This is a genomic window from Hyphomonas sp. UBA4494 (genome assembly GCF_002388935.1).
Taxonomy (GTDB): domain Bacteria; phylum Pseudomonadota; class Alphaproteobacteria; order Caulobacterales; family Hyphomonadaceae; genus Hyphomonas.
In genome coordinates this window covers 1-25,551 of sequence record NZ_DGNK01000034.1, presented here as the reverse complement: position 1 = coordinate 25,551, position 25,551 = coordinate 1, and the positions used below count along the sequence as shown (strand labels likewise).

29 protein-coding genes are annotated in these 25,551 nt (G+C 58.8%); 21 read left to right on the top strand and 8 right to left on the bottom strand.

The genetic code is table 11. The features are described 5' to 3' along the window. Positions 1–46 precede the first annotated feature (46 nt). The 7 genes from B2P82_RS13620 (at position 47) to rpoN (ending at position 5,290) form a co-directional block, all read left to right on the top strand. The gene (locus tag B2P82_RS13620; RefSeq protein WP_290497517.1) at positions 47–499 is read left to right on the top strand and encodes a GNAT family N-acetyltransferase; all 453 of its coding nucleotides are present in this window, start codon (positions 47–49) and stop codon (positions 497–499) included. A gap of 6 nt (positions 500–505) precedes the next feature. Then, positions 506–988: a YaiI/YqxD family protein gene (locus B2P82_RS13615; protein ID WP_290497516.1), complete on the top strand. Its 483-nt coding sequence runs from the start codon at positions 506–508 to the stop codon at positions 986–988. A gap of 68 nt (positions 989–1,056) precedes the next feature. Beyond that, the gene (locus B2P82_RS13610) at positions 1,057–1,671 is read left to right on the top strand and encodes a ribonuclease D (protein ID WP_290497514.1); all 615 of its coding nucleotides are present in this window, start codon (positions 1,057–1,059) and stop codon (positions 1,669–1,671) included. Positions 1,672–1,759: 88 nt separating this feature from the next. Further along, positions 1,760–2,434, top strand: a complete 675-nt coding sequence (lptC, locus tag B2P82_RS13605; RefSeq protein WP_051608018.1) for an LPS export ABC transporter periplasmic protein LptC — start codon at positions 1,760–1,762, stop codon at positions 2,432–2,434. Continuing rightward, positions 2,421–2,942: an LptA/OstA family protein gene (locus tag B2P82_RS13600; RefSeq protein WP_051608017.1), complete on the top strand. Its 522-nt coding sequence runs from the start codon at positions 2,421–2,423 to the stop codon at positions 2,940–2,942. The genes lptC and B2P82_RS13600 overlap by 14 nt, the downstream gene beginning before the upstream one ends. A 98-nt stretch (positions 2,943–3,040) precedes the next feature. After that, positions 3,041–3,775 carry an LPS export ABC transporter ATP-binding protein gene (lptB, locus tag B2P82_RS13595; RefSeq protein ID WP_034817035.1) on the top strand — a complete coding sequence of 245 codons (735 nt, stop codon included), beginning with the start codon at positions 3,041–3,043 and terminating at the stop codon, positions 3,773–3,775. Between the two features lie 21 nt (positions 3,776–3,796). After that, the gene (gene rpoN, locus B2P82_RS13590) at positions 3,797–5,290 is read left to right on the top strand and encodes an RNA polymerase factor sigma-54 (protein WP_290484587.1); all 1,494 of its coding nucleotides are present in this window, start codon (positions 3,797–3,799) and stop codon (positions 5,288–5,290) included. Positions 5,291–5,293: 3 nt separating this feature from the next. On the opposite strand, the gene B2P82_RS13585 is transcribed toward rpoN, so the two are convergent. The 3 genes from B2P82_RS13585 to B2P82_RS13575 form a co-directional block, all read right to left on the bottom strand. Continuing rightward, complete coding sequence (locus B2P82_RS13585) at positions 5,294–6,085, bottom strand: S1/P1 nuclease (protein WP_290497512.1); 792 nt, start codon at positions 6,083–6,085, stop codon at positions 5,294–5,296. A gap of 87 nt (positions 6,086–6,172) precedes the next feature. Further along, on the bottom strand, positions 6,173–7,009 hold the full coding sequence (locus tag B2P82_RS13580; protein ID WP_290497511.1) for a ribokinase: 837 nt from the start codon (positions 7,007–7,009) through the stop codon (positions 6,173–6,175). Then, positions 7,006–7,929, bottom strand: coding sequence for a nucleoside hydrolase (locus tag B2P82_RS13575; RefSeq protein ID WP_290497510.1), 924 nt, complete (start codon positions 7,927–7,929; stop codon positions 7,006–7,008). The genes B2P82_RS13580 and B2P82_RS13575 overlap by 4 nt, the downstream gene beginning before the upstream one ends. Positions 7,930–8,015: 86 nt before the next feature. Here B2P82_RS13575 and cdd point away from each other — a divergent pair, with 86 nt between their 5' ends. Further along, positions 8,016–8,423 (top strand): cytidine deaminase, encoded by a 408-nt coding sequence (gene cdd, locus B2P82_RS13570; RefSeq protein ID WP_290497509.1) that lies wholly within the window; start codon positions 8,016–8,018, stop codon positions 8,421–8,423. Here cdd and B2P82_RS13565 read toward each other — a convergent pair. After that, complete coding sequence (locus B2P82_RS13565) at positions 8,420–8,899, bottom strand: thioesterase family protein (protein ID WP_290480533.1); 480 nt, start codon at positions 8,897–8,899, stop codon at positions 8,420–8,422. The two genes, cdd and B2P82_RS13565, sit on opposite strands and share 4 nt — an antisense overlap. A gap of 350 nt (positions 8,900–9,249) precedes the next feature. Continuing rightward, positions 9,250–10,431 carry a hypothetical protein gene (locus B2P82_RS13560; protein WP_290497507.1) on the bottom strand — a complete coding sequence of 394 codons (1,182 nt, stop codon included), beginning with the start codon at positions 10,429–10,431 and terminating at the stop codon, positions 9,250–9,252. A 224-nt stretch (positions 10,432–10,655) separates the two neighbouring features. On the opposite strand from B2P82_RS13560, the gene B2P82_RS13555 reads away from it, so the two are divergent. Together B2P82_RS13555 and B2P82_RS13550 are read left to right on the top strand one after the other, a co-directional pair. After that, positions 10,656–11,549, top strand: a complete 894-nt coding sequence (locus B2P82_RS13555) for an acyl-CoA desaturase (protein WP_206992090.1) — start codon at positions 10,656–10,658, stop codon at positions 11,547–11,549. A gap of 196 nt (positions 11,550–11,745) precedes the next feature. After that, positions 11,746–12,507: a vWA domain-containing protein gene (locus B2P82_RS13550; protein WP_034817025.1), complete on the top strand. Its 762-nt coding sequence runs from the start codon at positions 11,746–11,748 to the stop codon at positions 12,505–12,507. A gap of 116 nt (positions 12,508–12,623) precedes the next feature. Here B2P82_RS13550 and B2P82_RS13545 read toward each other — a convergent pair whose 3' ends face one another. Continuing rightward, the gene (locus B2P82_RS13545) at positions 12,624–13,403 is read right to left on the bottom strand and encodes an SDR family NAD(P)-dependent oxidoreductase (RefSeq protein ID WP_034817023.1); all 780 of its coding nucleotides are present in this window, start codon (positions 13,401–13,403) and stop codon (positions 12,624–12,626) included. Positions 13,404–13,468: 65 nt separating this feature from the next. On the opposite strand from B2P82_RS13545, the gene B2P82_RS13540 reads away from it, so the two are divergent. Next, on the top strand, positions 13,469–13,870 hold the full coding sequence (locus tag B2P82_RS13540; protein ID WP_290497504.1) for a YkvA family protein: 402 nt from the start codon (positions 13,469–13,471) through the stop codon (positions 13,868–13,870). 4 nt (positions 13,871–13,874) lie between these two features. After that, complete coding sequence (locus B2P82_RS13535) at positions 13,875–14,528, top strand: lysoplasmalogenase (RefSeq protein ID WP_290497502.1); 654 nt, start codon at positions 13,875–13,877, stop codon at positions 14,526–14,528. Here the strand turns inward: B2P82_RS13535 and B2P82_RS13530 are convergent. Next, a complete protein-coding gene (locus B2P82_RS13530) occupies positions 14,525–15,361 on the bottom strand; it encodes a TauD/TfdA dioxygenase family protein (protein ID WP_034817019.1) in 837 nt (278 codons plus the stop codon). The two genes, B2P82_RS13535 and B2P82_RS13530, sit on opposite strands and share 4 nt — an antisense overlap. A 136-nt stretch (positions 15,362–15,497) precedes the next feature. On the opposite strand from B2P82_RS13530, the gene B2P82_RS13525 reads away from it, so the two are divergent. The 6 genes from B2P82_RS13525 (at position 15,498) to B2P82_RS13500 (ending at position 21,559) form a co-directional block, all read left to right on the top strand. Next, positions 15,498–16,661 (top strand): phosphoserine transaminase, encoded by a 1,164-nt coding sequence (locus B2P82_RS13525; protein ID WP_290497497.1) that lies wholly within the window; start codon positions 15,498–15,500, stop codon positions 16,659–16,661. A gap of 10 nt (positions 16,662–16,671) precedes the next feature. Further along, positions 16,672–17,064, top strand: a complete 393-nt coding sequence (locus B2P82_RS13520; RefSeq protein ID WP_206992084.1) for a contact-dependent growth inhibition system immunity protein — start codon at positions 16,672–16,674, stop codon at positions 17,062–17,064. Positions 17,065–17,068: 4 nt separating this feature from the next. Continuing rightward, positions 17,069–18,664, top strand: coding sequence for a phosphoglycerate dehydrogenase (serA, locus tag B2P82_RS13515; RefSeq protein ID WP_290497495.1), 1,596 nt, complete (start codon positions 17,069–17,071; stop codon positions 18,662–18,664). Between the two features lie 112 nt (positions 18,665–18,776). Further along, positions 18,777–19,364, top strand: a complete 588-nt coding sequence (locus B2P82_RS13510) for a flavodoxin family protein (protein ID WP_290497494.1) — start codon at positions 18,777–18,779, stop codon at positions 19,362–19,364. Between the two features lie 67 nt (positions 19,365–19,431). Continuing rightward, entirely contained in the window at positions 19,432–20,013 is a 582-nt protein-coding gene (locus B2P82_RS13505; RefSeq protein ID WP_290497493.1) for an acyloxyacyl hydrolase, read from the top strand. Positions 20,014–20,092: 79 nt separating this feature from the next. Further along, positions 20,093–21,559, top strand: a complete 1,467-nt coding sequence (locus tag B2P82_RS13500) for a flavin-containing monooxygenase (protein WP_290497492.1) — start codon at positions 20,093–20,095, stop codon at positions 21,557–21,559. A gap of 183 nt (positions 21,560–21,742) precedes the next feature. On the opposite strand, the gene B2P82_RS13495 is transcribed toward B2P82_RS13500, so the two are convergent. Next, positions 21,743–22,849: an alpha/beta fold hydrolase gene (locus B2P82_RS13495; protein WP_290497491.1), complete on the bottom strand. Its 1,107-nt coding sequence runs from the start codon at positions 22,847–22,849 to the stop codon at positions 21,743–21,745. A gap of 684 nt (positions 22,850–23,533) precedes the next feature. On the opposite strand from B2P82_RS13495, the gene trpS reads away from it, so the two are divergent. The 3 genes from trpS to B2P82_RS13480 form a co-directional block, all read left to right on the top strand. Beyond that, entirely contained in the window at positions 23,534–24,535 is a 1,002-nt protein-coding gene (gene trpS / locus B2P82_RS13490; RefSeq protein ID WP_290497490.1) for a tryptophan--tRNA ligase, read from the top strand. Continuing rightward, positions 24,532–25,272 carry a hypothetical protein gene (locus B2P82_RS13485; protein ID WP_290497489.1) on the top strand — a complete coding sequence of 247 codons (741 nt, stop codon included), beginning with the start codon at positions 24,532–24,534 and terminating at the stop codon, positions 25,270–25,272. The genes trpS and B2P82_RS13485 overlap by 4 nt, the downstream gene beginning before the upstream one ends. Positions 25,273–25,430: 158 nt before the next feature. Then, on the top strand, positions 25,431–25,551 hold a 121-nt coding region (locus B2P82_RS13480), incomplete at its 3' end, for an adenylosuccinate synthetase (RefSeq protein ID WP_290497559.1).

The window sequence follows — 25,551 nt, the reverse complement described above, 5'->3', positions numbered from 1 at the left end:
CAAGCCCTTGCCTTGCGTCAGTGCCTGCGGGCGGGAAGACTTGCCAATGATCTTGAGACCGCCACGCTTGGACGAATTGCCATACCTGTCGGACCTGTGCCTGCGATCAAAGGCGGTTTGGGACTATGACGAAGCCATGCTGGACGCATTCAAAGACGAACTCACGCTGACGGAAGACGACCTGGAATCAGACGTCATCATTGTGGCGGAGGATTTGCGCGGTGTGGCAGGGGTAGCTCAACTATCTTTTGATGAAACCGGATCGAGCTATCTGGACAAACTGTTTGTCGAGCCGGTCCGGCTCGGCGAAGGCACCGGAAAGATGCTGTATGTCTGGGCGTGCCGGTATGCACAGGGCTCCGGAGCAAAGGAGATGGTTATCGAGGCCGATCCGGATGCGGCGCCCTTCTATGTCCATATGGGAGCAGAGCCAGCCGGAGAAGCCGAGTCTGGTTCCATTCCAGAACGCTCGCTGCCCCGACTGGTGCACAAGCTGTAGTCTCGCATGACTGACACCCAGCCGCCCCCGCCACAAATTCTCGTCGATGCAGATGCGTGCCCCGTCAAGGACGAGATATACAAGGTTGCACTCCGCCATGACACGCCTGTGGTGATCGTTGCCAATTCCTATATTCGCATTCCCGAGCACAGATTGGTCAGCCGCAAAATCGTATCAGATGGCTTCGATGCGGCCGATGACTGGATTGCGGAAGCTTCCACACCAGAATCGGTCGTCATCACAGCGGACATCCTGCTGGCCGACCGCGCCCTGAAGGCGGGCGCAGCTGTCATTTCCCCGAATGGAAAGCCCTTCACGGATGCCTCAATTGGCAATGCCGTGGCCGTGCGCGCAATTCATTCCGATCTTCGTGCAGGCCTCGGCGACGGCATCGCCCGCGGACCAGCCCCCTTCTCCAAGTCGGATAGGTCGCGCTTTCTCTCAGCTCTGGACGCAGCCCTCGTCGCGCTGAAGAAAACCCGCAGCTAAGTGTGAGCCGATTGTTTCCGGAGCGCGGAGATACTTGCCCTTAACGCCTGAAGTGCTAGAGCCTCGGCATGAACGGCATTATTCTTCACAAGGGCGACCTGCCCGCTGGTATCGACTTTGGCCCTGTTGTGGCGGTGGATACCGAGGCAATGGGCCTGAACCTGTTGCGCGACAATCTCACGCTCGTCCAACTTTCGTCCGGGGATGGCACGGCCCACCTGGTACAGCTGGACCGGGACTATAACTGCCCGAACCTCAAAAAAATCCTGACCGACCCGAAAGTGCTCAAACTGTTCCATTTCGCGCGGTTTGACGTATCGATGATGAAACGCTGGATGGGCATCGATTGCGCGCCGATCTGGTGCACCAAGATCGCCTCGAAGCTGGCGCGTACCTATACGGATCGCCATGGCCTGAAGGACGTCGCACGCGAAATCGCAGGTGCTGACATGTCCAAGACCCAGCAAAGCTCAGACTGGGGCTCAGCCGAACTGACCGACGCGCAACTCCAGTATGCCGCCTCTGACGTGCTTTACCTGCACAAGATCAAAGACGGGCTGGAAGCCATGCTGAAGCGCGAAGGCCGGCTGGAACTGGCCGAGGCCTGTTTTGCATTCCTGCCAATTCGCGCGACGCTCGACTTGTCCGGCTGGGCAGAAACCGACATTTTTGCGCATAGCTGACATAGTCGTCATGCCTTCGCCGCTTTTGTTTCGGAGCATGGACCGCTAAACGATTACTGTAGTTAAGAAAACAGGCAACCGCGTATCCATGGACGCCGTCAAGCATCACGATCCGGCATCATTATGGGCTCCGCGGCGCCAATTGACGCTGGACCAGGCCCGCAAGCGGTCTCAAGGCGTGCGCCTGTTGCGCCTCGCCTTTTCGGCTTGCGCGGCCATCTCGATTGGCTTGTTTCTTGGATATATTGTGCGCAGCGCTATCGCGAAGGATGCGACACCCGTCCAGGTGGCGCAGGGTGAAACCGTCACCATGCTCAATCCGCGTTTTTCAGGCCGGGATTCGGTCGGGCAGAGCTTCAACATCACGGCAGATGCGGCGCGACGGCGCCAAACCACCGGTACACTGGTCGATCTCGTCAATCCTGTTCTGTTGGACCAGACTGGAAGCGAAATCCGCGCACCATCGGGGATGTATGACCGTGATGCCGGAATTCTGGAACTGTATGAGGATGTCCGCATCGCGGATGCCAATGGATTCACCTTCATGACATCTGGCGCGCGCGTGTTCGTCGATGAGGGGCGCGTCGAAGGTCTTTCGCCATTGCAAGGCAGAGGGCCTCTTGGCGATATCAGCTGTGACTCGTATGAAGTTCTGGAAGATGGCAACCGCGTCATCTGCAAAGGCAATGTCAAAACGGTGCTCTACCCTGCCCCGGAAGACACAAATGAAACGATTGAAGGTGAGACAGATGGCTCTCAATAGAATTCTTGTTTCGCTGACCGCTCTGGCAGCCTTCGCAATGCCGGCCGCCGCGCAGATCTCTTCTGAAGGCGGCCCAATCTACATCAATTCGGAACGTACCGAGAGTCTGGAGCGCGAGCGCAAGGTGCTGCTGATCGGCAATGTCGATATCCAGCAGGGCGATGCCCGCTTGCGCGCAGATACGGTGACCATGATCTTTGCCGAAAAGCCGGCTGGCACGACGCAATCCACGAGCGTCGGCGGCGGTTTCGGGCAGGTCAAGACAATGATCGCCGAGGGCAATGTCTTCTACATCACGGCAGATATGAAGGCTAAGGGCGATCGCGGCGTATATGATGCTGCCAGCGATATCATCACCATGACCGGGAATGTGGCCCTGTTGCGCGAGCGCGATGTCGCCGAAGGCGCCGTACTACGGGTCGAGATCGGCAATCGCCGGACAACGCTGGACGGGGGCGACGGACGCACCCGAATGGTGATTGATCCGGACAATCAGTCAGGAAACTGAAAAAATTTTGGCGCGCACGTGAAGCCGATCTTAAGTATGTAAGGTTAAGCCTGTTTCCGGGTGGCAATATCCCAGTAGATTGAGGGAATTCAGAAAAGATGACGGATTCGGCCGAAGGCCTTGTCGTAAACAGCATTGCCAAGTCTTTTGGCAAGCGACAGGTCGTGCGGGATGTGTCTCTGAGCCTTCAACGTGGGGAAATTGTCGGCCTGCTTGGACCCAATGGGGCCGGCAAGACGACCTGCTTTTACATGATCATGGGCCTGATCGGCGCGGATTCCGGATCGATTTCCATCGATGGCGAAGACGTGACCCGTTTACCCATGTACCAGCGCGCGCGCCTTGGCGTGGGCTATCTTCCACAGGAAGCCTCGATCTTTCGGGGCATGACGGTGGAAGAAAATGTGATGGCCGTCGCGGAACTGGTCGAAAAAGACCGGGCAAAGCGTATGGCACAGGTCGATAGCCTGCTCAGCGAATTGCATGTGGAACATCTTCGTGGCCAGGCAGCCACGTCGCTATCCGGGGGCGAACGCCGCCGGGTGGAAATTGCCCGTGCGCTCGCATCGCGTCCAAGCTTCATGCTACTGGATGAACCGTTCACCGGTATCGACCCGCTCGCCATTTCCGACATTTCCGATCTTGTCCGCTATCTCAAGCAGCGCGGCCTGGGTGTTCTGATCACGGACCACCAAGTGCGCGAAACCTTGCAGATCGTCGACAAGGCCTATGTAATGTATGAAGGTGAAGTCCTGTTTGATGGTACGCCGCAAGACGTGCTCACCAATGAGGATGTACGCAGGGTCTATCTGGGTGAGCAGTTCGCCGCTTAGGAAAAAGGCGCGGGCTTGGGAATGAAACAGTCACTCGACATGCGCCAGGGCCAATCCCTGGTAATGACGCCACAGCTTCAGCAGGCGATCAAGCTGTTGCAACTGTCAAACCACGAACTGTCGGAATTCGTCGAAGCGGAGATTGAACGCAATCCCCTGCTCAACAAGGCCGAAGAAGAGGGTGCCGCGGAAAGCGACGCCCCGAGAACGGAAAATCGCGAACAACTTTCGCTGGACGACACATCTGGCCTCGGCGCGGCCCGCGAGCAACTCGATGCACCGGGTGAAGACGTCTATGAACCGGGCACAGGTTCGGATGCCGCGATGCCAGCTGGAAATTCCGGACCGTCGGCAACGACGGACTGGTCCACCGCCAGCAGCGGCGGCGGATCCGGGGAAGACTTCGATTATACCGCAAATATAAGCTCCGAAATATCCCTTCACGAACATTTGCATACGCAGCTGAACCTGGCTGGCCTTTCAGCGGCCGACCGACTGATCGCGGCCCGCCTGATCGACGAAACCGACGATACGGGATATCTGCGCGCCGATCTGGAGGAAGTCGCCACGGCGCTCGGCGCTGACATCGCGAATGTCGAGGCCGTATTGGGTGTATGCCAGGGCTTTGATCCGACGGGCGTCATGGCGCGCTCGATACCGGAATGCCTCGGCCTGCAACTGAAAGAGCGCGGCCGATATGACCCTGCCATGGAAGCCATGGTCAAGAATCTTCAACTCGTTGCCAAGCATGACCTGAAAGGCCTCGCGGATATCTGCGGTGTCGACAAGGAAGACCTGCTCGACATGATGACCGAGTTGCGCCAGCTGTCACCGAAGCCGGGTTCCAGCTTTGCCGGCGACGCATCGGTCGCGGTGACACCGGACGTTTATGTACGCGAAATGCCCAACGGCATGTTTGCCGTCGAGCTGAATTCGGAAAACCTTCCGCGTGTCCTGATGGACAAGGCCTATTATGCCGAAGTGACGGCCTTGCCGATGCGCGACAAGGAAAAGGAATTCATCTCCGAATGCGCCGCATCGGCCACATGGCTGATCAAGTCGCTAGACCAGCGCGCCCGCACCATCCTGAAAGTCGCCAGTGAAATCGTCCGCCAGCAGGACGCCTTCTTCGCGCATGGCGTCGCACATTTGCGACCGTTGAATCTGAAGCAGGTCGCAGACGCGATCGAGATGCACGAATCCACGGTCAGTCGCGTGACGACGAACAAGTACATGTCGACCCCGCGCGGGCTGTTTGAACTGAAATACTTCTTCTCCGCCTCAATCCCTGCAACAGGTGGCGGCGAAGCACATTCAGCCGAGGCAGTCCGCCATCGGATCAAGAATCTCATTGAGAACGAGAAGCCTGATGATGTGCTTTCGGACGACCAGATCGTCGAAATCCTGACAGGCTATGGCGTGGATATCGCCCGCCGCACCGTCGCGAAGTATCGCGAAAGCCTCAACATCCCGTCCAGTGTCCAGCGCCGTCGCATCAATCGCGCGAGTGCCTGACCGCTATTCGGTCTCTGGGGCCGGCTCAAACATCGCGTTCAGATAGGCGGCAAGGCGTACGCCGCCTTTGCTCATCTGCTCGTTCAGGATCGGCCGCGCCATATAGGCGTAGTCGTAGGACAGGATTTCCGATTCCGGATAGATCGTGTCGCGAATGGCCGCGCTCTCGTCAGCCCACTGCGCTGGCGTAGCCGCACCCCACTCCCCCAGATCCGCCGGGGTAATCTTCTGGACCAGCCAATTGGCCCATTCGGTATAGGAGAGCTCTTCATACTGAATGAGCTTCTCGTCCCAGACCTCGTGCAAATTCGACATTTCCTCGAAGAAGACGACATCGACCCAGTTCCCGCCCCGGTCGGTGCCGTTGCCGGCGTGGAGCGGCTGCTGTAGGTCCCCGACAAGGTGCACAATGAACCGAAGTGCCAGTTGGCGCTCCTCGAGGGACGCGGCAGGATCGAGCACGGTGGCCCGAAAATTTGCAAGCGCCGTGATGGCGTCTCCGTTCGCAGGAGGTGTCACCTCCTCATAGGTCTGCCCTTCAGGGATCGTGACATAATGCCAGGGATTGGCTTCCGAGCGCCAGAAGGAGTCTGGATTGGAACGCATATAGTCCGGCCAGTCGGCAGCTTCGGCGAGTCCTTCCGGTCCGAGAATGTCTTCGATGGCTGTTGCGGCGGGCTCACTCAGATAGGTCGTCGCGACCTCCCCCACGATGCGGTGGCCGGTCTTGCCCCAGGCTGAGGCCGGAAGGGCGAGCGCCGTCACCGCCAGCGCGCTGGCAATCAATCGAAACATGGGGAAACCTCCAACCATCAAAACCTAATTCCAGAAAGCCCTAGCGCGGCCATGCGTCAATTGCATGAAGACGACTGCGCCCGCCAATCAGAGATATGGATCGAGATCGACACGCTTCGGCAAACTCGGCTGCGCGCCGGGCTTCGTACACGCAACAGCGCCCGCAGCCACCGCGAACTCCAGCGCCTTCTGAGGAGACTGGCCCTCGATCAGGGCCACGGTCAGAGCAGCTGTGAACGTGTCCCCGGCTCCGACCGTGTCGACCACGTTCACTTTCGGGGGTAACGCCTGAGCGATCTGCTTGCCATCTTTCCAGAGCGTTGCCCCGTCACCGCCAAGCGAGATCGCAACATACGCATCCAGCTGGTGCAACGCCCCGCCATAAAAGGCCGCTTCGGTCTCGTTCACACTGATCAGGTCCGCTTCAGCTAGCAATGCGTCGGGCACGACCATGGCCGGAGCAAGGTTCAGGCTTACAAATCCCGTGGCCTTGCGCGCTGCTGCAAGCAACGTGTCTGCGCTGACTTCCAGCACGCCCATCATGTGTTCAATCTCGACGAATTCGACATCAGCAGGGCGCAACACGGTATTCGCGCCGGGGCAGACCACTATCTGGTTCTCGCCATCGGCAGACACCGCGATCAGCGCGACGCCCGTTGTTTCCCCATTCACGTGTTGGACTCCAGACAGGTCCACGCCGCCGGCCTGCAACAGCTTCAATGCTTCCTCTGCCATATCGTCGGCGCCGACAGCCCCCACCAGACGGACATCCGCGCCCAGACGGCGCGCCGCCAAAGCCTGGTTCGCGCCCTTGCCGCCGGGGTGGCGCGCAAGCGTGGCGCCCGTCACCGTTTCCCCCGGCCGAGGCAAACTCGCGCCCGTCGCGACGATATCGAGATTGATAGATCCAACAATCGTGATCATGACGTCTCCAGCAAATCTTTCACCAGCAAAAAGAAGCCCTCCGCATCAGCCTTGGTGATCCAGGTATGGCGACCCGTTTCCAGTTTGGACGGCCGGGTCTGTCCGAAACGCGCGCCCGATTCTGTTTCAACCGTCACGTCAGCCCTTCGGCCCTTGAACAGGTGCGGCGCAAGCAGGAATGCGATTGTGGAGGGATCATGCATCGGCGTGCGCTTGCCCTTCCATTTCTGTTCCAGGGCGTTCGCCGCTTCCAGCAGCTGGACCATGATGCGCGGCCGGTCGCCCTCCAGTGTGCGGAAGGGAGCCAGATGGGAGTCGAGCGCCCGGACCTGATGCGTCACATCCAGAGAGAGAATTGTGGCTGACGTCTCGTTCCCCAGAACAACAGCCGCCGCATGGGGGTCTGCAAAGACATTGAACTCGGCAAAGGGCGTGATGTTGCCGCCCTCGCTGTCAGCGCCGCCCATAAGGACCAGTTGGTCAATACTCTCCGCAATATCCGGCGCCATGATCAGCGCCGTCGCGAGATTGGTCATCGGCCCTGTCATCACGATCGACAGGCCCTTCGGCCCGGCGGCGCGAAGCCTGTCGATCAGCGCGTTGACGGCATGCGCTTCGGCCAGCGGCGTTTCCGGCGCAAACGGTTCAAGCCCGGCAATCCCGCTTTCACCATGGAAATCCTCCGCAGTGACCGGCGTGCGCACCATCGGACGCGGGCACCCCGCGTGGACCGGTATGTCCTTGCGGCCCATCAGGTCGCACATCATGCGCGCATTCCGGCTGGTCAGATGAAGCGGCACGTTGCCAGCAACGGTCGTGATGGCACGTATGTCCAGATCTGAACTGGCCAGCGCCATCATCAACATGACGGCGTCATCCACACCGGGATCACAATCAATTATCAGGGGTATACGGGACATGGCGCTTCGCAGGATTCGGCAATCAAGTGACAAGACAGGCGACAATGCCTAAGCAGGAAGCCCGCACTTGGCCAGAGGATACCTGCGTGACCGACCCGTCCCCTTCCCTGATTGACCGACTTCAAGCTGCCGCGAGCGCCGCGCGTGAACAGGCCCACGCCCCCTATTCCAAATTCAAGGTTGGCGCCGCCGTCTTGGATGAACAGAGCAGGATTTTCGCGGGCTGCAATGTCGAGAATGCGGCCTATCCATTGGGAACGTGCGCTGAAGCGGTCGCCCTGGGTGCCATGGTGGTTTCGGGCGGAAAGACTTGCTCGCACGTGCTGGTAATAGGCGGGGACGGAGACCTTTCGCCATGCGGTGGCTGCCGCCAGCGTATTGCCGAATTGTGTGGTCCGGACTGCATCGTCTACGCGGTAGCAGCGGACGGGACCGCCCTAAAAGAGTGGAAGATGGCAGATCTGCTCCCGAACGCCTTTTCGTTTGATCGTTAGGTGCTTCTTTCCGCGTTCCGCGCAGCGTCTTTCGCCTGCAAGTCTGCGATCGCGTCAAGATAGCGCTGGCTCAGCTGCGGGCTTTCGAGGTTGAGCCCCATCGCTTCGAGCGCCATTTGCGTGTCCACTTTTTTCCGACCTCGCCCCACCAGCCGTGCAACCATGCGGCTCTCCGCAATCAGCTTGCCCTTGCTGTGAAATTGGTGACGGAAACAAATGTAGCAGTCGGCCCACCCAACCAGTTGCGTCGTCAGTTCGAATTTCTGCGGGAATTTCATCATCCGGTAGAAAGTGATGGACTCGTGCTGGATGATCGGGCTCCAACCGCGCTTGCGATACGTCATCAGCGCACCGGTACGGCCCATATAGTTCATCGTGCCGAGATCGGTGAACGAGGAATAGCGCGAATTGGTCATGTGACCCAACGGGTCCTGGTCGCCTATCCAGACGGAGGAGCGGACTGTGTGAACATCCATCAGTCCGGTCCGCTTTTTCGCGAATAAAGCGGGAAGGAAAATGCGAAGAAACCTGAAGAACAGATTCATGGACTTACTCTAACCCGTGGACGCGTATCATGGTAAACAGAGATTTCGCTCTCAAGCACCAGATCACGCTGCGTAACAACTGCACCTTTGCTCTGAACGTCATGCAATAGAATGAAGAGCGCCGGTACGACCAGCTTTCGCAAATCGCAGGCCAGAAACGTAGTAAATGCTCCGCAAGACAGAAAAAAACCGGCACATTCTGTGCCGGTTTAGTTCAGATGGAGAAGCACCACGTCGTTGCTTCAATGGTTCTATGCGTGATGCGCAGAAGAGTTCATTTTTCACGACACGTCTTGGTTAACGCTTTCAGGTTCGGCGTTTACTTGCGACCTGCCATACAGGATCAAAAGCGCGACCAGACCAATCGACGTGCCCTGACTGGAAAAAAGTTCAAGCATGAGCGCGAAAAACCAGCCGGGAATCGATGTGCGGGTCTGCGCTTCAACGAGAATGTCTCCCGAGCCCGTGCCCAGCAGTTCCGCATTTGCGGTCTCAATTCGAGCCAGCAGGTCATCGCGCCGGCGCGCCAGTCCGAGTTCATTCTGTGCATCTCGGTACGGCTTCTGGTGCGTCCGCCCAACCCGCTCGACCTCTTCTATATAGGCCTCCAATCCATCGACTGATCGGGTTTCTGGAGGGATGCCTTCCAACTGGCGCCGCCAGTCAGCGACTTGGGTGGTGAGTACGTCCCGGTTTGAACCAGCCCGGACAAGCTCTGCCTCGGCGGCCTGATTGTTGGCGGCGATGTACATTTGCGTGCCAACGATAGAAGTGCCCCCTCCAGCAAGGGCAAACAGCAAGGCACGCACACCCTCTTTCATTCGGTGGTTGGCCGAATGCCAATAGAAGAAAGTGAAGCCACCGAATGAAATGATCGCCGCGATCACGCCGGTCCATCCCCAGACGCCCGACTGAAGCGGGTCTGCAACGGATCTGGAAAAGGCTTGATAGTTCGCGAAACCGGAGAGGCCCGCTGCCGCGAGGCCTGCCCCGAGAAAGACAAGGGCCAGCAGTGTGATGATGGTCTTCTCGCCCGAGTGGCGACCCTGACGCGCCGCCTTGCGGGCTTGTTTGCGCTCCAGTCGTAATTCGGCGTCGGACCGGACCCGCTGCCCCTCCCCCAATTGCATCACTCTCGGCTCGGCGCGAATGACCGCGTGGGTTGCCCGGATCGGCGCTTCTGAGAATTCAGCATCCATGATGGCGGGCGCTCGGGCTTCCTGGGTCAGCTCGCCGCTTTCAAGCGCGCGAACAAGCTCCCGGAACGAGCCCGATCGTCCACAATTGGCGCAATGGAATTTCTCCGTCAGCTGGTTCAGTGTGAGGCTGTTGTCGCCAGCCTCAATACAGTCTCGGGTCAGGGGGCACGTACTTTTGAGTTCAGCCTCATCCTGACTGGAATCCAGATCCAGTCCCAGGTCCCGAAGGCGTTGCAGATCAAATTGGCGACGATCGTCTGCCATGCAGCGCCTCCCATACCAGCCCGGCATATGTTCCTGACGTGTTCTAGCGGGTTAGGAGCCCGTTCGTCACCCCTGCACCGCACGTTTCGGTCACAAGCCCGTCAACCATGCGGTTCCATCTTTACGACAACAGCTTTGAGGCCTTAAGTCTGTATTAATTCAGTCCGCTGGACACTCAGGAAAATCAAGGCCCACAGGATGTGAGGCTCTCAGGAGGACACTCAATGACGCTGCCGCGTTCGCTCGCCATTCCCAAGACGTGGAAGAATTTCAATTATGCGAGCTTCTTTTCAGCCTTCGGCTATCCGGCACTCGGCCTGGCGCTGTTCATCACCATGATCGTGCTTGGCGTTGCCCTGAGCCAATTGACCTTCCATTGGTGGTACGTTCCGCTGGCCATCGCCGTGATCGGCGCATCGATCTTCGTTTGCAATGCCGGCATCGGGCCGCTTCACCGCATCCTTCAGCATCGCGCAGGCGAACTGGCCATGCCCGGCCAGATCGTGACCATGATCAATCTCGTGATTGCCATGCAGGGCAATGTGAAGGACTGGGTGAACTATCACTCCCAGCACCATCGCTTTTCAGACAAGCCGGGCGATCCGCACAATCCGTTCGAGTCCAAGCGCTGGGCATGGGTCGGCTGGATCCTTTGGCGTGACCATCGCGACACCCAGCGCCCTCTGGCAATGTGGTTGAAGAACCAGCCAGCTGTAGTGTGGATGGACCGCTTCTATAATGAGATCAGCCTCGTCGTTCATCTTGTGATCCCGGCCGCGATCTATCTGATCGTGTGGGCCGCTGGCGGCTCATTGCTGCTAACTGCGCTGATCCATGCATCGGTTGTGATTGGCCGCGCCATTCAGTTCCACGCCACGGTCTATGGCATCAACGTGCTGGGCCATCTGAAAACCCCAATCTGGGCTGACCATATGATGGCGCTGTTGACAGGCGGCGAAGCCTTCCACGACCATCACCACGACCAGCCCATCAGCGCGCTGCACCGTCCGCGTCGCGGCGTCTGGAACCGGATTGTCGACTATAATGGCACGATCCTGCTCGTAATGGAAAAGATCGGGTGGGTGCGGAATCTGAAAATCGCGCCCCAGTTCGCCTAAATTTCCAGCTCGGAAATCTTACGCCTATAGCAGCCAATATGAACAGCTGCTCATATTCACCGGGTGCGGACAGTCGTTCGCACCCGATTTCCTTTCTAACAACGCGTTAATGCCACATGTGTGCCCGATTTCGCCCGGAGATTAACATGCATCAGGCCGGGTGGCCCGATGTAGATTTCTGGACAGGGACGCACGCATGAAAAAGCTCATCACAACACTCGCCGCCGGCGCAGCCGCCATCGCCCTGATGGGGCCAGCCTCCGCCAAGATACCCGCACCGGAGCCGGACGATGATCCGGGGGCGGTGCATTCCTACATCCTGCTCGACCGCACCGGCTCAATGAGCAGCATCTGGGATGAAGCCCTCACATCCGTGAATGCCTATGCCGCGAGCGTCGGCGAGGCCGATGAAGGAGAAATCGAGGGTAGCGACATCAAAACCGATGTGACGCTGGCCATCTTCGATTTTCAGGAGAGCATGCAGTTTGATGTCTTGCGCGAGAAAGTCGGTGCCGAAGACTGGACGGATGTTACCAATGAGGAAGCCAATCCGCGGGGGATGACACCCCTGTTTGACGCGATTGGCCGGATGGTGTCGCTGGCCGAGGCTGACGATCCGGAAAAGGCTGTGATCGTGATCATGACGGACGGTCTGGAGAACTCATCTCGTGAGCTTACCCGCGACGGTGCCAAGGCCGCGCTCGACAGGGCCGAGGCAAAAGGTTGGGAAGTCGTCTTCCTCGGCGCAGAATTTGCCCGCTTTGACGATGCCGAAGCCGTTGGTGTTTCCGCCGCGAAAACAATGGCGGTAGGCCAAGGCTCAATGCGAGACTCCATGTCGGCACTGGCCAAGAAATCCCGCGCCTATGGCAAAGGCGAGGAAGCAGAAATCATCTTCAATGACGAAGATCGCGCGATTGCTGACGAGGAAGGCGTAAAACAACGCAAGGGACAGTAAAGGGGACGACCGGGAGCCGGGCTCCCTTTCCGTCCTCGTAGCCCGCTTCCATTAAAAAGGCCCGCCCCCAAACCGGGAGCGGGCCTTAGAAGCTTTCCTGAAACGGCGTGAGCCGATCAGCGCGGGGCCATGCGAATGGCACCGTCAAGGCGCACGTCTTCGCCGTTGAAGTAGCCGTTGCTGAGCATTTCACATGCGAGTGACGCATATTCGTCCGGATTACCGAGACGAGCCGGGTTCGGAACCGAGGCAGCAAGCGCCTGTTTCACATTGTCCGGCGCGCCCTGCATCAGCGGCGTATTGAAAATGCCCGGCAGGATCGTGTTGACGCGGATCAGTTCGCGAGCAAGGTCGCGCGCGATTGGCAGGGTCATGCCGACGACACCACCCTTGGAAGCGGAGTAGGACGCCTGGCCCATCTGACCGTCTTCAGCAGCAACAGACGCCGTGTTCACAATTGCGCCGCGCTCACCGTCGATCGGATCCAGCGTCATCATACCGGCCGCAGACTTTGCAATGCAGCGGAAGGTGCCGACAAGGTTGATCTGGATAATCATGTTGAACTTGTCGAGCGGGAAATGGGTGATCTCACCTGTTTCCCGATTACGGCTGGCCGTCTTAATGGCATTGCCCGTACCGGCGCAATTGACGAGGATGCGTTCCTGGCCAATAGCAGCGCGGGATTTTGCAAAACCGGCATCCACAGATTCTTCGTCAGTCACGTTCACCTTGCAGAAAACGCCGCCGAGTTCCTTGGCGAGAGCTTCGCCCTTCTCCTCATTCAGATCGAAAAGAGCGACTTTCACGCCCTGCGATGCCAGCTTACGGGCGGTTGCAGCACCAAGGCCAGACGCGCCACCTGTAATAACGGCAGAGATATTTGAGTTCAGTTCCATGGGCTGCTGCCCTCCCTTGTTTTTGTTGATACACTGTTGGTCTATAGTGCTGACAGGAGTTCGCAATGTCTGACGCAGCGGAAATTATCAACATGGTCGAGGACGCCGAGGGACGGTTCACACCGCAATCGGTCGAGCGCCTTGAACGCAATACGAGAGGGCTCGTGCCCAAGCTGTTACGCGTTGCCGGAAAGATACCGTTCGCGGATGACCTTGCGGCAGCTTATTTCGCCGCGCGCGATCCTGACACGCCACTCAAGGCAAAAGGCGTTCTGTTTGCCGCAGCCGCCTATTTCGTGATGCCGATAGACTTGCTGCCGGATTTCTTGGCCGGGCTCGGTTTTACAGATGACGCAACCGTGCTGGCCACGGCACTGGGTATTGTCGGCATGCATGTAAAGGACACGCATCGCGGCATGGCGCGACGCCTGCTTCGCCTGCCGGAACCGGTCAAGCGCGCAGACTGATCCGGTGACACTTCCAACTGGCGTCCTGCTCACATCGATGGTCCTCGGCGTCCTGTACGGCACGGCCTTCTGCTGGCGACCGCACAGCCTGCTCAAGCTGATCGTGAAAACCGGCTCCACCGCCCTGCTGGCGCTGTGGGCATATTTGCTGGGCGGCCCAATCCTGCTGGTGGCCGGGCTGGCCCTCAGTTCTCTTGGTGATTTCTTCCTTGAGGCCGACGAAAATGACAAATTCCTTCTGCCTGGCATGGGCGCGTTCTTTGCCGCGCATGTCGCCTATATCGCCCTGTTCTGGGCGCTGCCCCAGGCCGACCGGACCCTGTTGATCTTCGCAGCACAGATTGGCTTGATCGCCTGCGGGGTTGTTTTCATTCGCTGGCTGGCGCCGTGGGTCACAAAGGACATGCGCCTGCCGGTGATCGGATATGGCGGCATCATCCTGATGATGGGCGCTGCCGCCCTGAGGCTCGAGCCCGCTTATCTTCTTGTCCTGCTGGGCGCGCTCATGTTCATCGCGTCAGATGTGATCCTGTCATTTCAATTATTTGTCAGGCCAGCGGACGCGCCGAAACCCGCCCTGCCCTCTATCGCGCTCTGGTTTCTCTATTATGGTGGTCAGGCCCTGATCGCCTGGGGCGTGCTCAGCAACCTCGCCTAGCGCGGCTTGTCACCATTGATCGTCGCCCGGCGCATGTGGCGGCGATGACCGTGATAATCATTCAGCGCATAATGCCAGACACAGCGATTGTCCCACATCGTCACGTCGCCTTCCTGCCAGCGCACGCGGCACGTATTGCGCTCTTCCCGTGACAGGTCGAACAGATAGTTGAGCAGCGGCCGGCTTTCCTTCCGACTCCAGCCCGCAAAGCGCAGCGTGAAAGCCGGGTTGATGAACAGGCCCTTGCGGCCCGTCTCGGGATGCGTGCGGATGACGGGGTGTTCGTATTCCGGCGCATCGGGCGCGGCTTTGGCGTCCATCGACTGGCGCACGGCAGCGGAATAGCCATCCGCGCCGTATTCCTTGCTGGCAGTATGGATGGCGGTCATGCCTTGCAGCGTGGCCTTCAGCCCATCGGACAGCCGATCATAGGCGGCCTGCTGGTCAGCGAATAATGTGTCCCCACCATAGGGCGGCACGTCGATGGCATGCAGGACCGAGCCGAGCGCTGGCTCTTCCAGGAAGCTCATGTCGGAATGCCAGCCGCCACCGAAATTGGTTTTCTCGTCCGGCTCCTTGATGATCTCCATCAGTTCCGGATGGTCATCCATGCCCTTCACGTAAGGGTGAATGTTCAGCGTGCCGAAGCGGCGGGCAAAATCCTTTTGCTGGTCTGGCGACAGGCCATGCTGGCCGCGCAGAACAATCACCTTGTGATCCAGGAAAGCCTGATGGATCTCATCGAAATCGGCATTGGACAGCCCAGCGAGCAGGTTTGCTCCATGGATTTCGGCACCCAGAGTGCCCGACAGGCGGTGAATGGTGAGGGTCATGGGCCGAAGTGAAGCACCCCGCTACACCAGACGCAATAATGTCATTTGCGCGTCCCATGGAAATGTGAGACAGACGCGGCGGGCCAGGCGCCCCCAACGGTGCCCAGCCTATCTGTGAGGATAGGAGTAAAAACAGATGACGAATGTCGCCAAACCCGGCGTGCTGCCAGCATGCCCGCACTTTTCTTCCGGTCCGACTGCAAAGCGTCCCGGATTTTCCCTCGAAAAACTTGAAACCGCCGCTCTTGGCCGCTCTCACCGTTCCGGTGATGCGAAGAAGAAGCTGAAAGCCGCGATTGACCGGTCGAAAGCCATTCTCGGTATTCCGGACGATTATCGCGTGGCGATCGTGCCCGCGTCTGATACCGGTGCCGTCGAGATGTGCATGTGGTCCATGCTGGGCGCAAAGCCCGTGGACGTGTTCGCCTGGGAAAGCTTCGGCCAGGACTGGGTCACCGATGCCACCAAGCAATTGAAGCTGCCTGATTGCGAAACCTACGGCGCCGACTATGGCGCGCTGCCCGATTTCTCCAAGGCGCGCGATGATGCGGACATCATTTTCACCTGGAACGGCACGACCTCTGGTGTGCGCGTGCCGAATGCAGACTGGATCAAGCCGAACCCGGACCGTGTCGTGATCTGCGATGCGACCTCTGCTGCCTTCGCGCAGGACATTGAATGGGCCAAGCTCGATGTCGTGACCTATTCCTGGCAGAAATGCCTTGGCGGGGAAGCGGCCCACGGCATGCTGATCCTGTCGCCGAACGCCGTACGCCGTCTCGAAACCTATACGCCGGATCGCGCCCTGCCGAAGCTGTTCCGCATGACCAAGGGCGGCAAGCTGAACGAGGACCTCTTCGCAGGCGCCACGATCAACACGCCAAGCATGCTGTGCGTGGAAGACTATCTTCAGGCGCTCGACTGGTGCGAAAGCCTCGGCGGCTGGAAGGGCATGAAGGCCCGCTCCGACGAGAGCCTTGCGCATCTCACGGACTGGGTCGCCAAGACAGACTGGGTCGACTTCCTTTGTCCGGATGCGGATGTCCGCTCCAATACGGGCGTAACCTTCAAGATAGTCGATCCCCGCGTGGCCAACCTGGATGAGGACGCCCAGCGCGCCTTCGTAAAGACGATGATGAAACGGCTCGAAGCCGAGAATGCCTGCTTTGACGCGGCTGGATACGCCAAGGCCCCTCCGGGACTGCGCATCTGGTGTGGCGGCTCGGTTGAGCCATCCGACGTCGCCAAGCTGACGCCCTGGCTTGACTGGGCCTTCGCCCAGGAAGCTGCAACACTCTGAGGGTTACCCAATGGCAACGCTTGAAGAGCTTTCTGGCTCACGCTGGCCCGATCCCGAGTCGGATGCGACCCCGCTTGTTCGAAAGTGCGCGAAGTACGTCAAAACTGATGTATCCATGCTCACTAACGAAGGTGTTCGCTTGCTGGTCGGTCAGCGGATTCATCTGAAACATCTGCTTCCCGTGGCCCTTGGACGATTGATGTCGGACCCTTGGCTGGAAGGCGATATGTATCCCGGCGATCTTCTGAAGAACGTTGTCGGTTGCGCGGAAGAACCTGAAGCTCTGAATTTTCGAAGCCAAATTGAAGACGTCGCAAGAGTAGCTCTTGCTGCAGACATTCCCGAATTTATGCCTGACGAACTCATGTCAGGACTCCTGAAAATATTGAAAAGAGAAAATTAGACCAATGCCCAAAGTCCTTATCGGAGACAAACTCTCTCCCGCCGCCGTGGAAATCTTCCACGCGCGTGGCATCGAAACCATCACAAAGACCGGTCTGAATACGGAAGAACTGATCGCGGAGATTCCGGAGTATGACGGCCTCGTCGTCCGCTCGGCCTGCAAGCCGAATGCGGACGTCATCGCCGCCGCCAAGAACCTGAAAGTCATTGGCCGCGCCGGTATCGGCGTTGACAATATCGACATCAAGGCCGCCACCGCCAAGGGCGTGGTCGTCATGAACACGCCCTTCGGCAACGCCATCACGACGGCCGAGCATGCCATCGCAATGATGTTCGCCGCCGCCCGCCAGATCCCTGCGGCGAATGCCGAGACCCAAGAAGGCAAATGGCCAAAATCCGGCTATATGGGCACCGAAGTTTCCTACAAGACGCTCGGCCTGATCGGCTGTGGCAATATCGGCAGCCGTGTTGCCGAGCGCGCCATCGGCCTGAAGATGAAGGTCGCCGCCTATGATCCGTTCCTGACGGATGAACGCGCCGTGGAACTGGGGGTCGAAAAGGTCGAACTCGAAGACCTGCTCACCCGCGCAGACGTCATCACGCTACACGTTCCGCTGACGGAGCAGACCAGGAATGTCCTCTCCCGCGAAGCGTTGGAGAAGACAAAGAAAGGCCTGATCCTGGTCAACTGTGCCCGCGGCGGCCTTGTCGACGAGGAAGCCGTGAAAGATCTGCTCGAAAGCGGGCATATCCAGGCCGCTGCCTTTGACGTGTTTGCGGTGGAGCCCGCCAAGGACAATGTGCTGTTCGGTACAAAGAACTTCATCGCCACGCCGCACCTTGGCGCGGCAACGGCCGAGGCGCAGGAGAATGTTGCCCTGCAGGTCGCCGAACAGATGTCGGACTATCTGCTCTCCGGCGCCGTGACCAACGCACTCAACATGCCGTCGATCACGGCCGAGGAAGCCCCCCGCATCAAGCCGTTTGCGGCGCTCGCGGAAAAACTCGGCAGTTTTGCAGGCCAGATTTCGGATTTCGGCTATGATGAAGTCGTCATCGAATATGAAGGCGAAGTCGCTGACCTGAACCGCAAGCCGCTCACCGCCGCCCTGCTGGCTGGCCTGCTGCGCGCCTCGCGCGGTGATGTGAACATGGTGTCCGCCCCGGCGATCCTTGCCGACAGCGGCGTCAAGCTGACCGAGACCAAGACCGAGGACAGCCCGGTCTATGACAGCCTGATCCGCGTCAAGGTGAAGACCAAGGCGACGAAGAACGCCCCTGAGGGCGGCTGGCGCACGCTGGCCGGCACGATCATCGCCGGTCAGCCCCGCATTGTCGAAGTGAAGGGCATGGCGCTGGAAGGCGATTTCTCGCCGGTCACGCTCTACGTCAACAATCTCGACAAGCCGGGTTTCATTGGCGCGCTCGGCCAGTTGCTGGGCGAATCCGGCATCAATATCGCCACCTTCCATCTCGGCCGCACAGCGGCTGGCGAGGAGGCGATTGCGCTGATTGGCATTGATGCGGTGCCACCCGCAGACATGATGGAGACGCTCGAGGCCTTGCCTCAGGTACGCTATGCGAAAGTGCTGACCTTCTAGTAATTCAGGCCGGCTTTCATACCGGACTTGCATAAATCCTATTCGAATGGGGCGGGCTGATCCGGGGGATCGCCCGCCCTATTTGCTCCTTTCAACACGAAAGGACATCCTCATGACCAAGATCGCTATCGTATATCACTCCGGCTATGGCCACACGGCCAAGGTTGCCGAACATGTGCGCAAGGGCGCCACAACCACCGGCACCGAGGTCACGCTCTACAGGGCCGAAGATCTCGCCTCCCCCGACACCGGCCCTTGGGACGAGCTGGCAGCGGCTGACGCCATCATCTTTGGCGCGCCGACTTATATGGGCTCCGCCTCAGCACCAATGAAACAGTTCATGGATGCCTCGTCCAAGGCCTGGTTCACCGATGCCTGGAAAGACAAGATCGCCGCAGGCTTCACCAATTCCGGCTCTCTGGCCGGCGACAAGTCCGGCACGCTCGCCCAGTTCGCCACGCTCGCCGCGCAGCAAGGCATGATCTGGGTGAATTTCGGCATGAAGTCCGGGTTCAATGCTTCGGGCCACGATTTCTCGGAAGCGCTCAACCGCGCTGGGCATTCCAATGGACTCGCCACACAGGCCCTCACCGATCTATCCGCCGAAGATGGGCCCGATGCGGCTGATCTGAAGACGGCGGAATTGTTCGGTGAACGTGTCGCAAATGCCACCCAACGCTGGGCGCGAGGAAAAAGCTGACGGAACGCGCTTGACGGTGCCGCATTGACTTCCATCTTTGTGTATTAACGTTAATTCGGGGTAATGTATGAACCGCGCCGCCATTTTGCTGTTTTCCGCCACAACCGTCTTCGCCGGATCCGCGCAGGCCGATATTCTGAGCGAAGCCCGGCTGGGCGTGATGCAGGAAAATATCTGCGTCACCGACTGCAACAATGCCAATAAGGAGCCCGGCCAGAACATCAGCGCCGAGCTCCTTTTTAAATCCCCGGAGTTTCTGGACTTGATCTGGAGTCCCAAGCCCTATGTGATGGGCAGCCTGAGCACCAACAGCAATACAAGCTTTGGCGGCGTCGGATTGCATTGGTCCTTCCCTTTCTCGAACAAATGGTCCTTTGAACCGAGCGTGGGCTATGTGCTGCATGATGGCGAACTGAACAGCCCCTTCCCGCAAGGCAGCCCGGAAGGTGATGCGTTCACCGAAGACCATGTCCTGCTCGGGTCACGCGACCTGTTCCGCACCACGTTTGGTCTGCACTATGACATCAACGAGGCCTGGGGCGCAGAGCTGCTCTATGAACATCTCAGTCACGGCCAGATTCTCGGCAATGGCCGCAATCAGGGCCTGGACAATATCGGCGTGCGCATATCCTACAAATTCGACGGGTAAGGCTCGCGCGGCGGAACCCCTTGTGAAACGCAGGTATCGTGACACTCTTCTCCCATAAAAATAATGGGAGGATACACGCATGCCGGACAAGCATATCGTCATCATCGGCGCTGGCCTGGGCGGACTCACCGCCGCCATCAAGCTGCAGGAAGCCGGCTACGACTTCACGATTCTGGAACAGGCCGACCGGGTCGGCGGCACCTGGGCGCAAAACACCTATCCGGGGTGTGCTTGCGACGTGCCGGTCGCCGCCTACCAGCTCTCCTTTGCGCAGTCGATGAACTGGACGCGCGTCTACCCGCAGCAGCCCGAAATTCAGGCCTATGCCGAGGAGATCACCGATCGTTTCCAGTTGCGCCCGAACCTCCGCCTGAACGAGGCTGCGGAAAAAGCCGTCTGGGACGAAGGCACAAAGAAATGGACCGTCAACACAGCGAAGGGCGACACGCTAGAGGCGGATGCTGTGATCGGCGCGCTGGGGCAGTTGAACCGCCCCTTCTGGCCGGACATTCCCGGCAAGGACAGCTTCAACGGACCGGTGATGCATTCTGCCGAATGGGACCATTCGGTTGAACTGGAAGGCAAGCGGATCGGCATCGTCGGCTCTGCCGCCAGCGCGGTGCAGATCATTCCCGAAGTCGCCAAGACCTGCGCCAAGGTCGGCGTGTTCCAGCGCTCGCCCAATTGGGTGATCCCGCGCAATGACCGCTTCATTGCCCCGGAAGAAATGGCGCTGATGTTCACCATTCCGGACAAGGCGATGGAATTCGCGGAAATGAACCGCAAGCTGATCTATGAGAATGCCGACTATTTCTTCTGGCAGGCTTTCGAATGGACACCTGAAGGCCGGGCCCATTTCACGCGGCTGGCGACTGATCACCTTCAGGAACAGGTCCCTGATGAAGAGATGCGCAAGAAGCTGACGCCGGACTATCCGGTCGGCTGCCGCCGTATTCTGATTTCAGACGACTATCTCACCACGCTGATGGAACCGAATGTCGACCTTGTCACCGATCACATCGCGGAAATCGTGCCGGAGGGCATCAAGACGGTAGACGGCCAGGTGCATGAATACGACGTGATCGCCTTTGCCACAGGGTTCGAAACGACGGGCTGGCGCTGGTCTGTCGACGTGGTCGGCCGCAATGGCGTGACGATCGCAGATCAGTGGGACGACGGCCCGGAAGCCTATCTCGGCATCACCGTGAACGGGTTCCCGAACCTCTTTGTCCTCTACGGCCCGAACACCAATCTCGGCCACAACTCCATCACCTTCATGCTGGAACGCCAGGTCGAATACACGATTCTGGCCCTGCAAGCGCTGGAAGAGAAAGGCGCCGCCGCGCTCGTTCCGACCGAAGCGGCCCAGGAGGCCTTCAACAAGGATCTGCAGGAAAAGCTCTCGAAAACCGTCTGGGCCGATCCGGCCTGCAATAGCTGGTACAAGACCGGGTCCGGCAAGATCACCCAGAACTGGTCCGGCCACACCCGCGCCTATGCCGACGCCGTCGCCGAGGTGAAGCTGGAGGATTATGAATTGGTGTGAGGGGCTCGGAAGATGGAAATTCGACAGAAGCAGTCAGAGTTTCTCTATGCTCGAAAGACGGGATCGCTCGACAACAGTTAGTCAGGCTGCTCCGGGTCAGAAGCGGACATTTCGGTCATAGTCATTTGTCGCCGAGCTTTGAGATATTGATCTCGTGCTTGTTAATGCTCGGTGATTTCGTAGCTAGTCTTCGATCACCGGTAACGTCTCAATAGCCACCGCCTCTCCGGTCTCAACCGCAGGCACCGACGATGCAGCGTCAGCGTCTAGCTCTTCGACCACACGCATGATCGCAGCGGCAATTTCGACCGGCACTTCTTCTTGCAAGAAATGGCCTGCTTGGGTTTCCGTCACGCGTGCATTGGGAAAAAACACTTTCATTGCAGGCAACGCTCTGGAGAAGATTGGATCGCTCATTCCCCAAACGATCTCGGCTGGTACGTCGAGCGACGTTACATAAGCCTGAATTTTGTGAAGCTCTGCCGAACTTGGATGATCGGGGCCATCCGGCACCATCCGCATAAGGGCGAGTGGGGCCTTCTTGTTGCCGCTTTCAATCACGGGGCGACCGTAAAGATCAGCGACCTCCTTTGGAAAAGAAGCTGGATCACCCTGAGTCTCATGTAAACGGTCGAAAATGGAGACTATGTTTTCCATCAACAATTCGCCGATAATCGGAGTTTTGGCTAGGTCATGCGCTCGCGACAAGCTCATTTTTTCTGACGGTGCATTGAAACCAGTGTTTAGGACAACTGCGCCTCTTATAAGCTCAGGCGACTCCATAAGGGCCCCAATGCCGACTGCGCCGCCCCAATCCTGACCGACATATACGAGTTCGTCGAGCTGCAGCTGGTCTAAGGCTGCACTCATCCAGCGCATATGGTTTTCGAGCGTATGCTCATTAGCTGGGACTTTGGTCGAAAAGCCGAGCCCAACCATCGTCGGCATGATCACCCGCACCCGGTCCGTGGGCAGTTCAGCAACCACTTTGCGATACAGAAGCCCAGATGTTGGGTTCCCGTGTTGCGCGTAAATTGGGTAGCCTTCACCAATCTCGAGGACATGGATTTTAATACCGGGTTCGACCTCAACAAAGTAACTTTTGTAATCATCGGTAACGACCGCGTCTGCGTATTCGGGCAGAGCAAAAGCTTCAAACGTTCCTGCATCTGTCGAAACAGTTCCCTCACCTTCTGGAGTTATTAGCTTGCCGTTTCTGGTAATCCAGAAGGAGCCGATCAGTCCGATTGCGATAAAGATTCCCAATGCAATCAAAAAAAACCGGAGCACTGAACTGTTCCTTGTGCGGATTTATCGATGAGAATGGGAGCCAGTGTATGGCATTATTCTAACGATGGAAAGCCGGATGGATAATGGTTTTCGGGTAGCCGTTTCGTATCCAATCCCGATTCTGCGAAAATTTATTTAGAAATGTTTCAGCGTTCATCCCGGATAAGTCTCACGCGACAGATCAAGTCCCAGTAAACGCTCAATGCGCAACTACGGATATGTCAAAAAATTTTGACGCCTTATTGACTGAAACGGTCCCACCAATCTCCCGTCAAACAAATCTGGCTCGGAGCCCTGGTTCACAAAGTGCCTTGGCCAAGCTTCATCCCCGCATATCGCACCCCTTGCGAGGATAAGCGTCTCCCAATTTGTCTGACAAAAACCGCCCCCACCCTGCCCCCATGAGTGTTGACCGGTCATTCCTCACCCTGGGCCGCGAACTTGCCAAGCAGGCGCTGCTCGATGTGATCGCGCGGGATCATCTGCATCTGCGGCCTTAAAAGTTGACGCGTCCCTACGCGCGCTATAGGCAGCGCTCATGAGCAAACGAAGCACCTCAACCTTCGCTTGGCGGCACATCCGATAATCGGGTGGCCCAGCTTTCATATTCCACATTGGGTCGCCGCATGAGCGGCCTTTTTTGTTTCCTCTCCTGCGGTGCCCCCACACATCCAGGAGACTACAGTGTCACACCCCATCATCCTCACCGGCGATCGCACGACCGGCCCGCTTCATCTGGGGCATTATGCCGGATCCCTCAGAAACCGCTTGAAATACCAGGACACCCACAGGCAATTCGTGCTGCTCGCAGACACTCAGGCCCTGACCGACAATATCGGGAGTATCGACAAAGTCAGGGAGAGCGTCCTGGACGTGGTGCTGGACTATCTCGCCGTCGGGATTGACCCCTGCAAGACGACCATTTGCGTGCAGTCGCATCTGCCCGCACTTGCCGAACTCTCACTGCTCTATCTCAATTTCGTTTCGGTCGGGCGCTTGCAGCGAAACCCCACCGTCAAGGAAGAAGTCCGCGCGCGTGGCTTTGAAAAGAGCATCCCGGCCGGGTTCCTGTGCTATCCTGCGGCTCAGGCGGCTGACATCACGGCGTTCAGGGCAACCCTTGTGCCGGTGGGCGAAGACCAGATCCCGATGATCGAGCAAACCAACGAAATCATTCGCAGAGTGAATGCGGTTGCCGGTCGCCCCCTGCTCGAGGAAATCGAGGCGATTGTCCCCAAGGCAGGACGGCTGCCGGGCGTCGATGGGGCGTCCAAGATGAGCAAGTCCGCCGGCAACGCCATCAAACTGTCGGCAAGCCCGGCTGAAATCTCGGCGGCGGTAAATGCGATGTACACAGACCCAAATCACCTCAGGGTGCAGGATCCCGGGCAGGTCGAAGGTAATGTGGTGTTCACCTATCTTGAGGCCTTTCATGATGATGCCGAGGAAGTGGAAGCGTTGAAGGCTCATTATCGCCGCGGCGGCCTAGGAGACATGACGCTGAAGAAGCGCCTTGATGGGATCTTGCAGGACTTTCTGGAGCCCATCCGACACCGCCGCGCCCGGCTTGAACTGGATCTTGACTACATTCGCGATATCCTCCGTGACGGCACGCAGACAGCACGAAGCCTGACGGAACAGACCAAATCCGAGATTTATGACGGGATCGGAATGTTCAGGCTTTGAAGATCCGGGCGCAATGGGGCATCTGCCTGTGGCGGATGCCTCCCTTCCATCGCCCCCGCCGAGAGGACAAGCCGCCCCCAATTCGTCTGACGCACATCACCCTCACACTTGCGCCCATGAGTGTTGACCGGTCTTTCCTCAGCATGGGGCTGGAAGTTGCGGAGCGCGCGCTGACCGATCTGGTCGCGCGCGACAATCTGCATCTGCGGCCTGAAAAGATGCCGCGCACGCGCCGTGCCACGGCAAATGGCCGATTGAAACAAATTGAGCAGATCGTCCGGCGGCTGCTCACCCTCATGGCGCTCAGCCTGCACATCGTGTTCGCGCCGCCGCGCCAACGCGCGTCAGCCCCCGGCCTGCCGGAGGGCGCCCAGCTGCTCACCTTCCCCGGTGCGGCGGACCCCTGTTTCGCGCTGCTGCCCCGTGCGGGCGGCCCATTTCCGTCTGGACCGGCTATGGACACTTTCGGGACCACTTATGGACCAGCCGGACAGGTCCCGACCGCAAGACTGCTCGCGCGCATCCGGGCGATCCGCCGCGTCCTGAAATCTCCGGACAGCGCCGCCAAGCGCCTTGCCCGGTTCATCCAGCGCCTCAAGGCCAGCGGCGAACCAAGGCCGATGGCGGGACATGCGCACAGCGCGTTCCGGCTGTCCCCGGAACTCGGGGCGCTTTCCACGGCGCTGCCGGGCCTCCTCACTGCCTCGCTTGAGGCGACATGGGAGGAGTCCGGCTGAGCCCGCGCCACACCCAGACCGATTGCCGGAGCGCAGGCCGCGTGTCCGGATAGGGGCGCATCCGCGCCTGCCTGCGACAAAGGGATTTCATTCCCCCCTCTTGCAATTGGTGGCCAAATCCTGCCCATGTCGCCGCGGACTTTGCAGGAGCAGGAATCATGGCCGGAGTAGTGGTTGTCGGGGCCCAATGGGGCGACGAAGGCAAGGGCAAGATCGTCGACTGGCTGTCCAGCCGCGCCGATGTGGTCGTCCGCTTTCAGGGCGGGCACAATGCCGGCC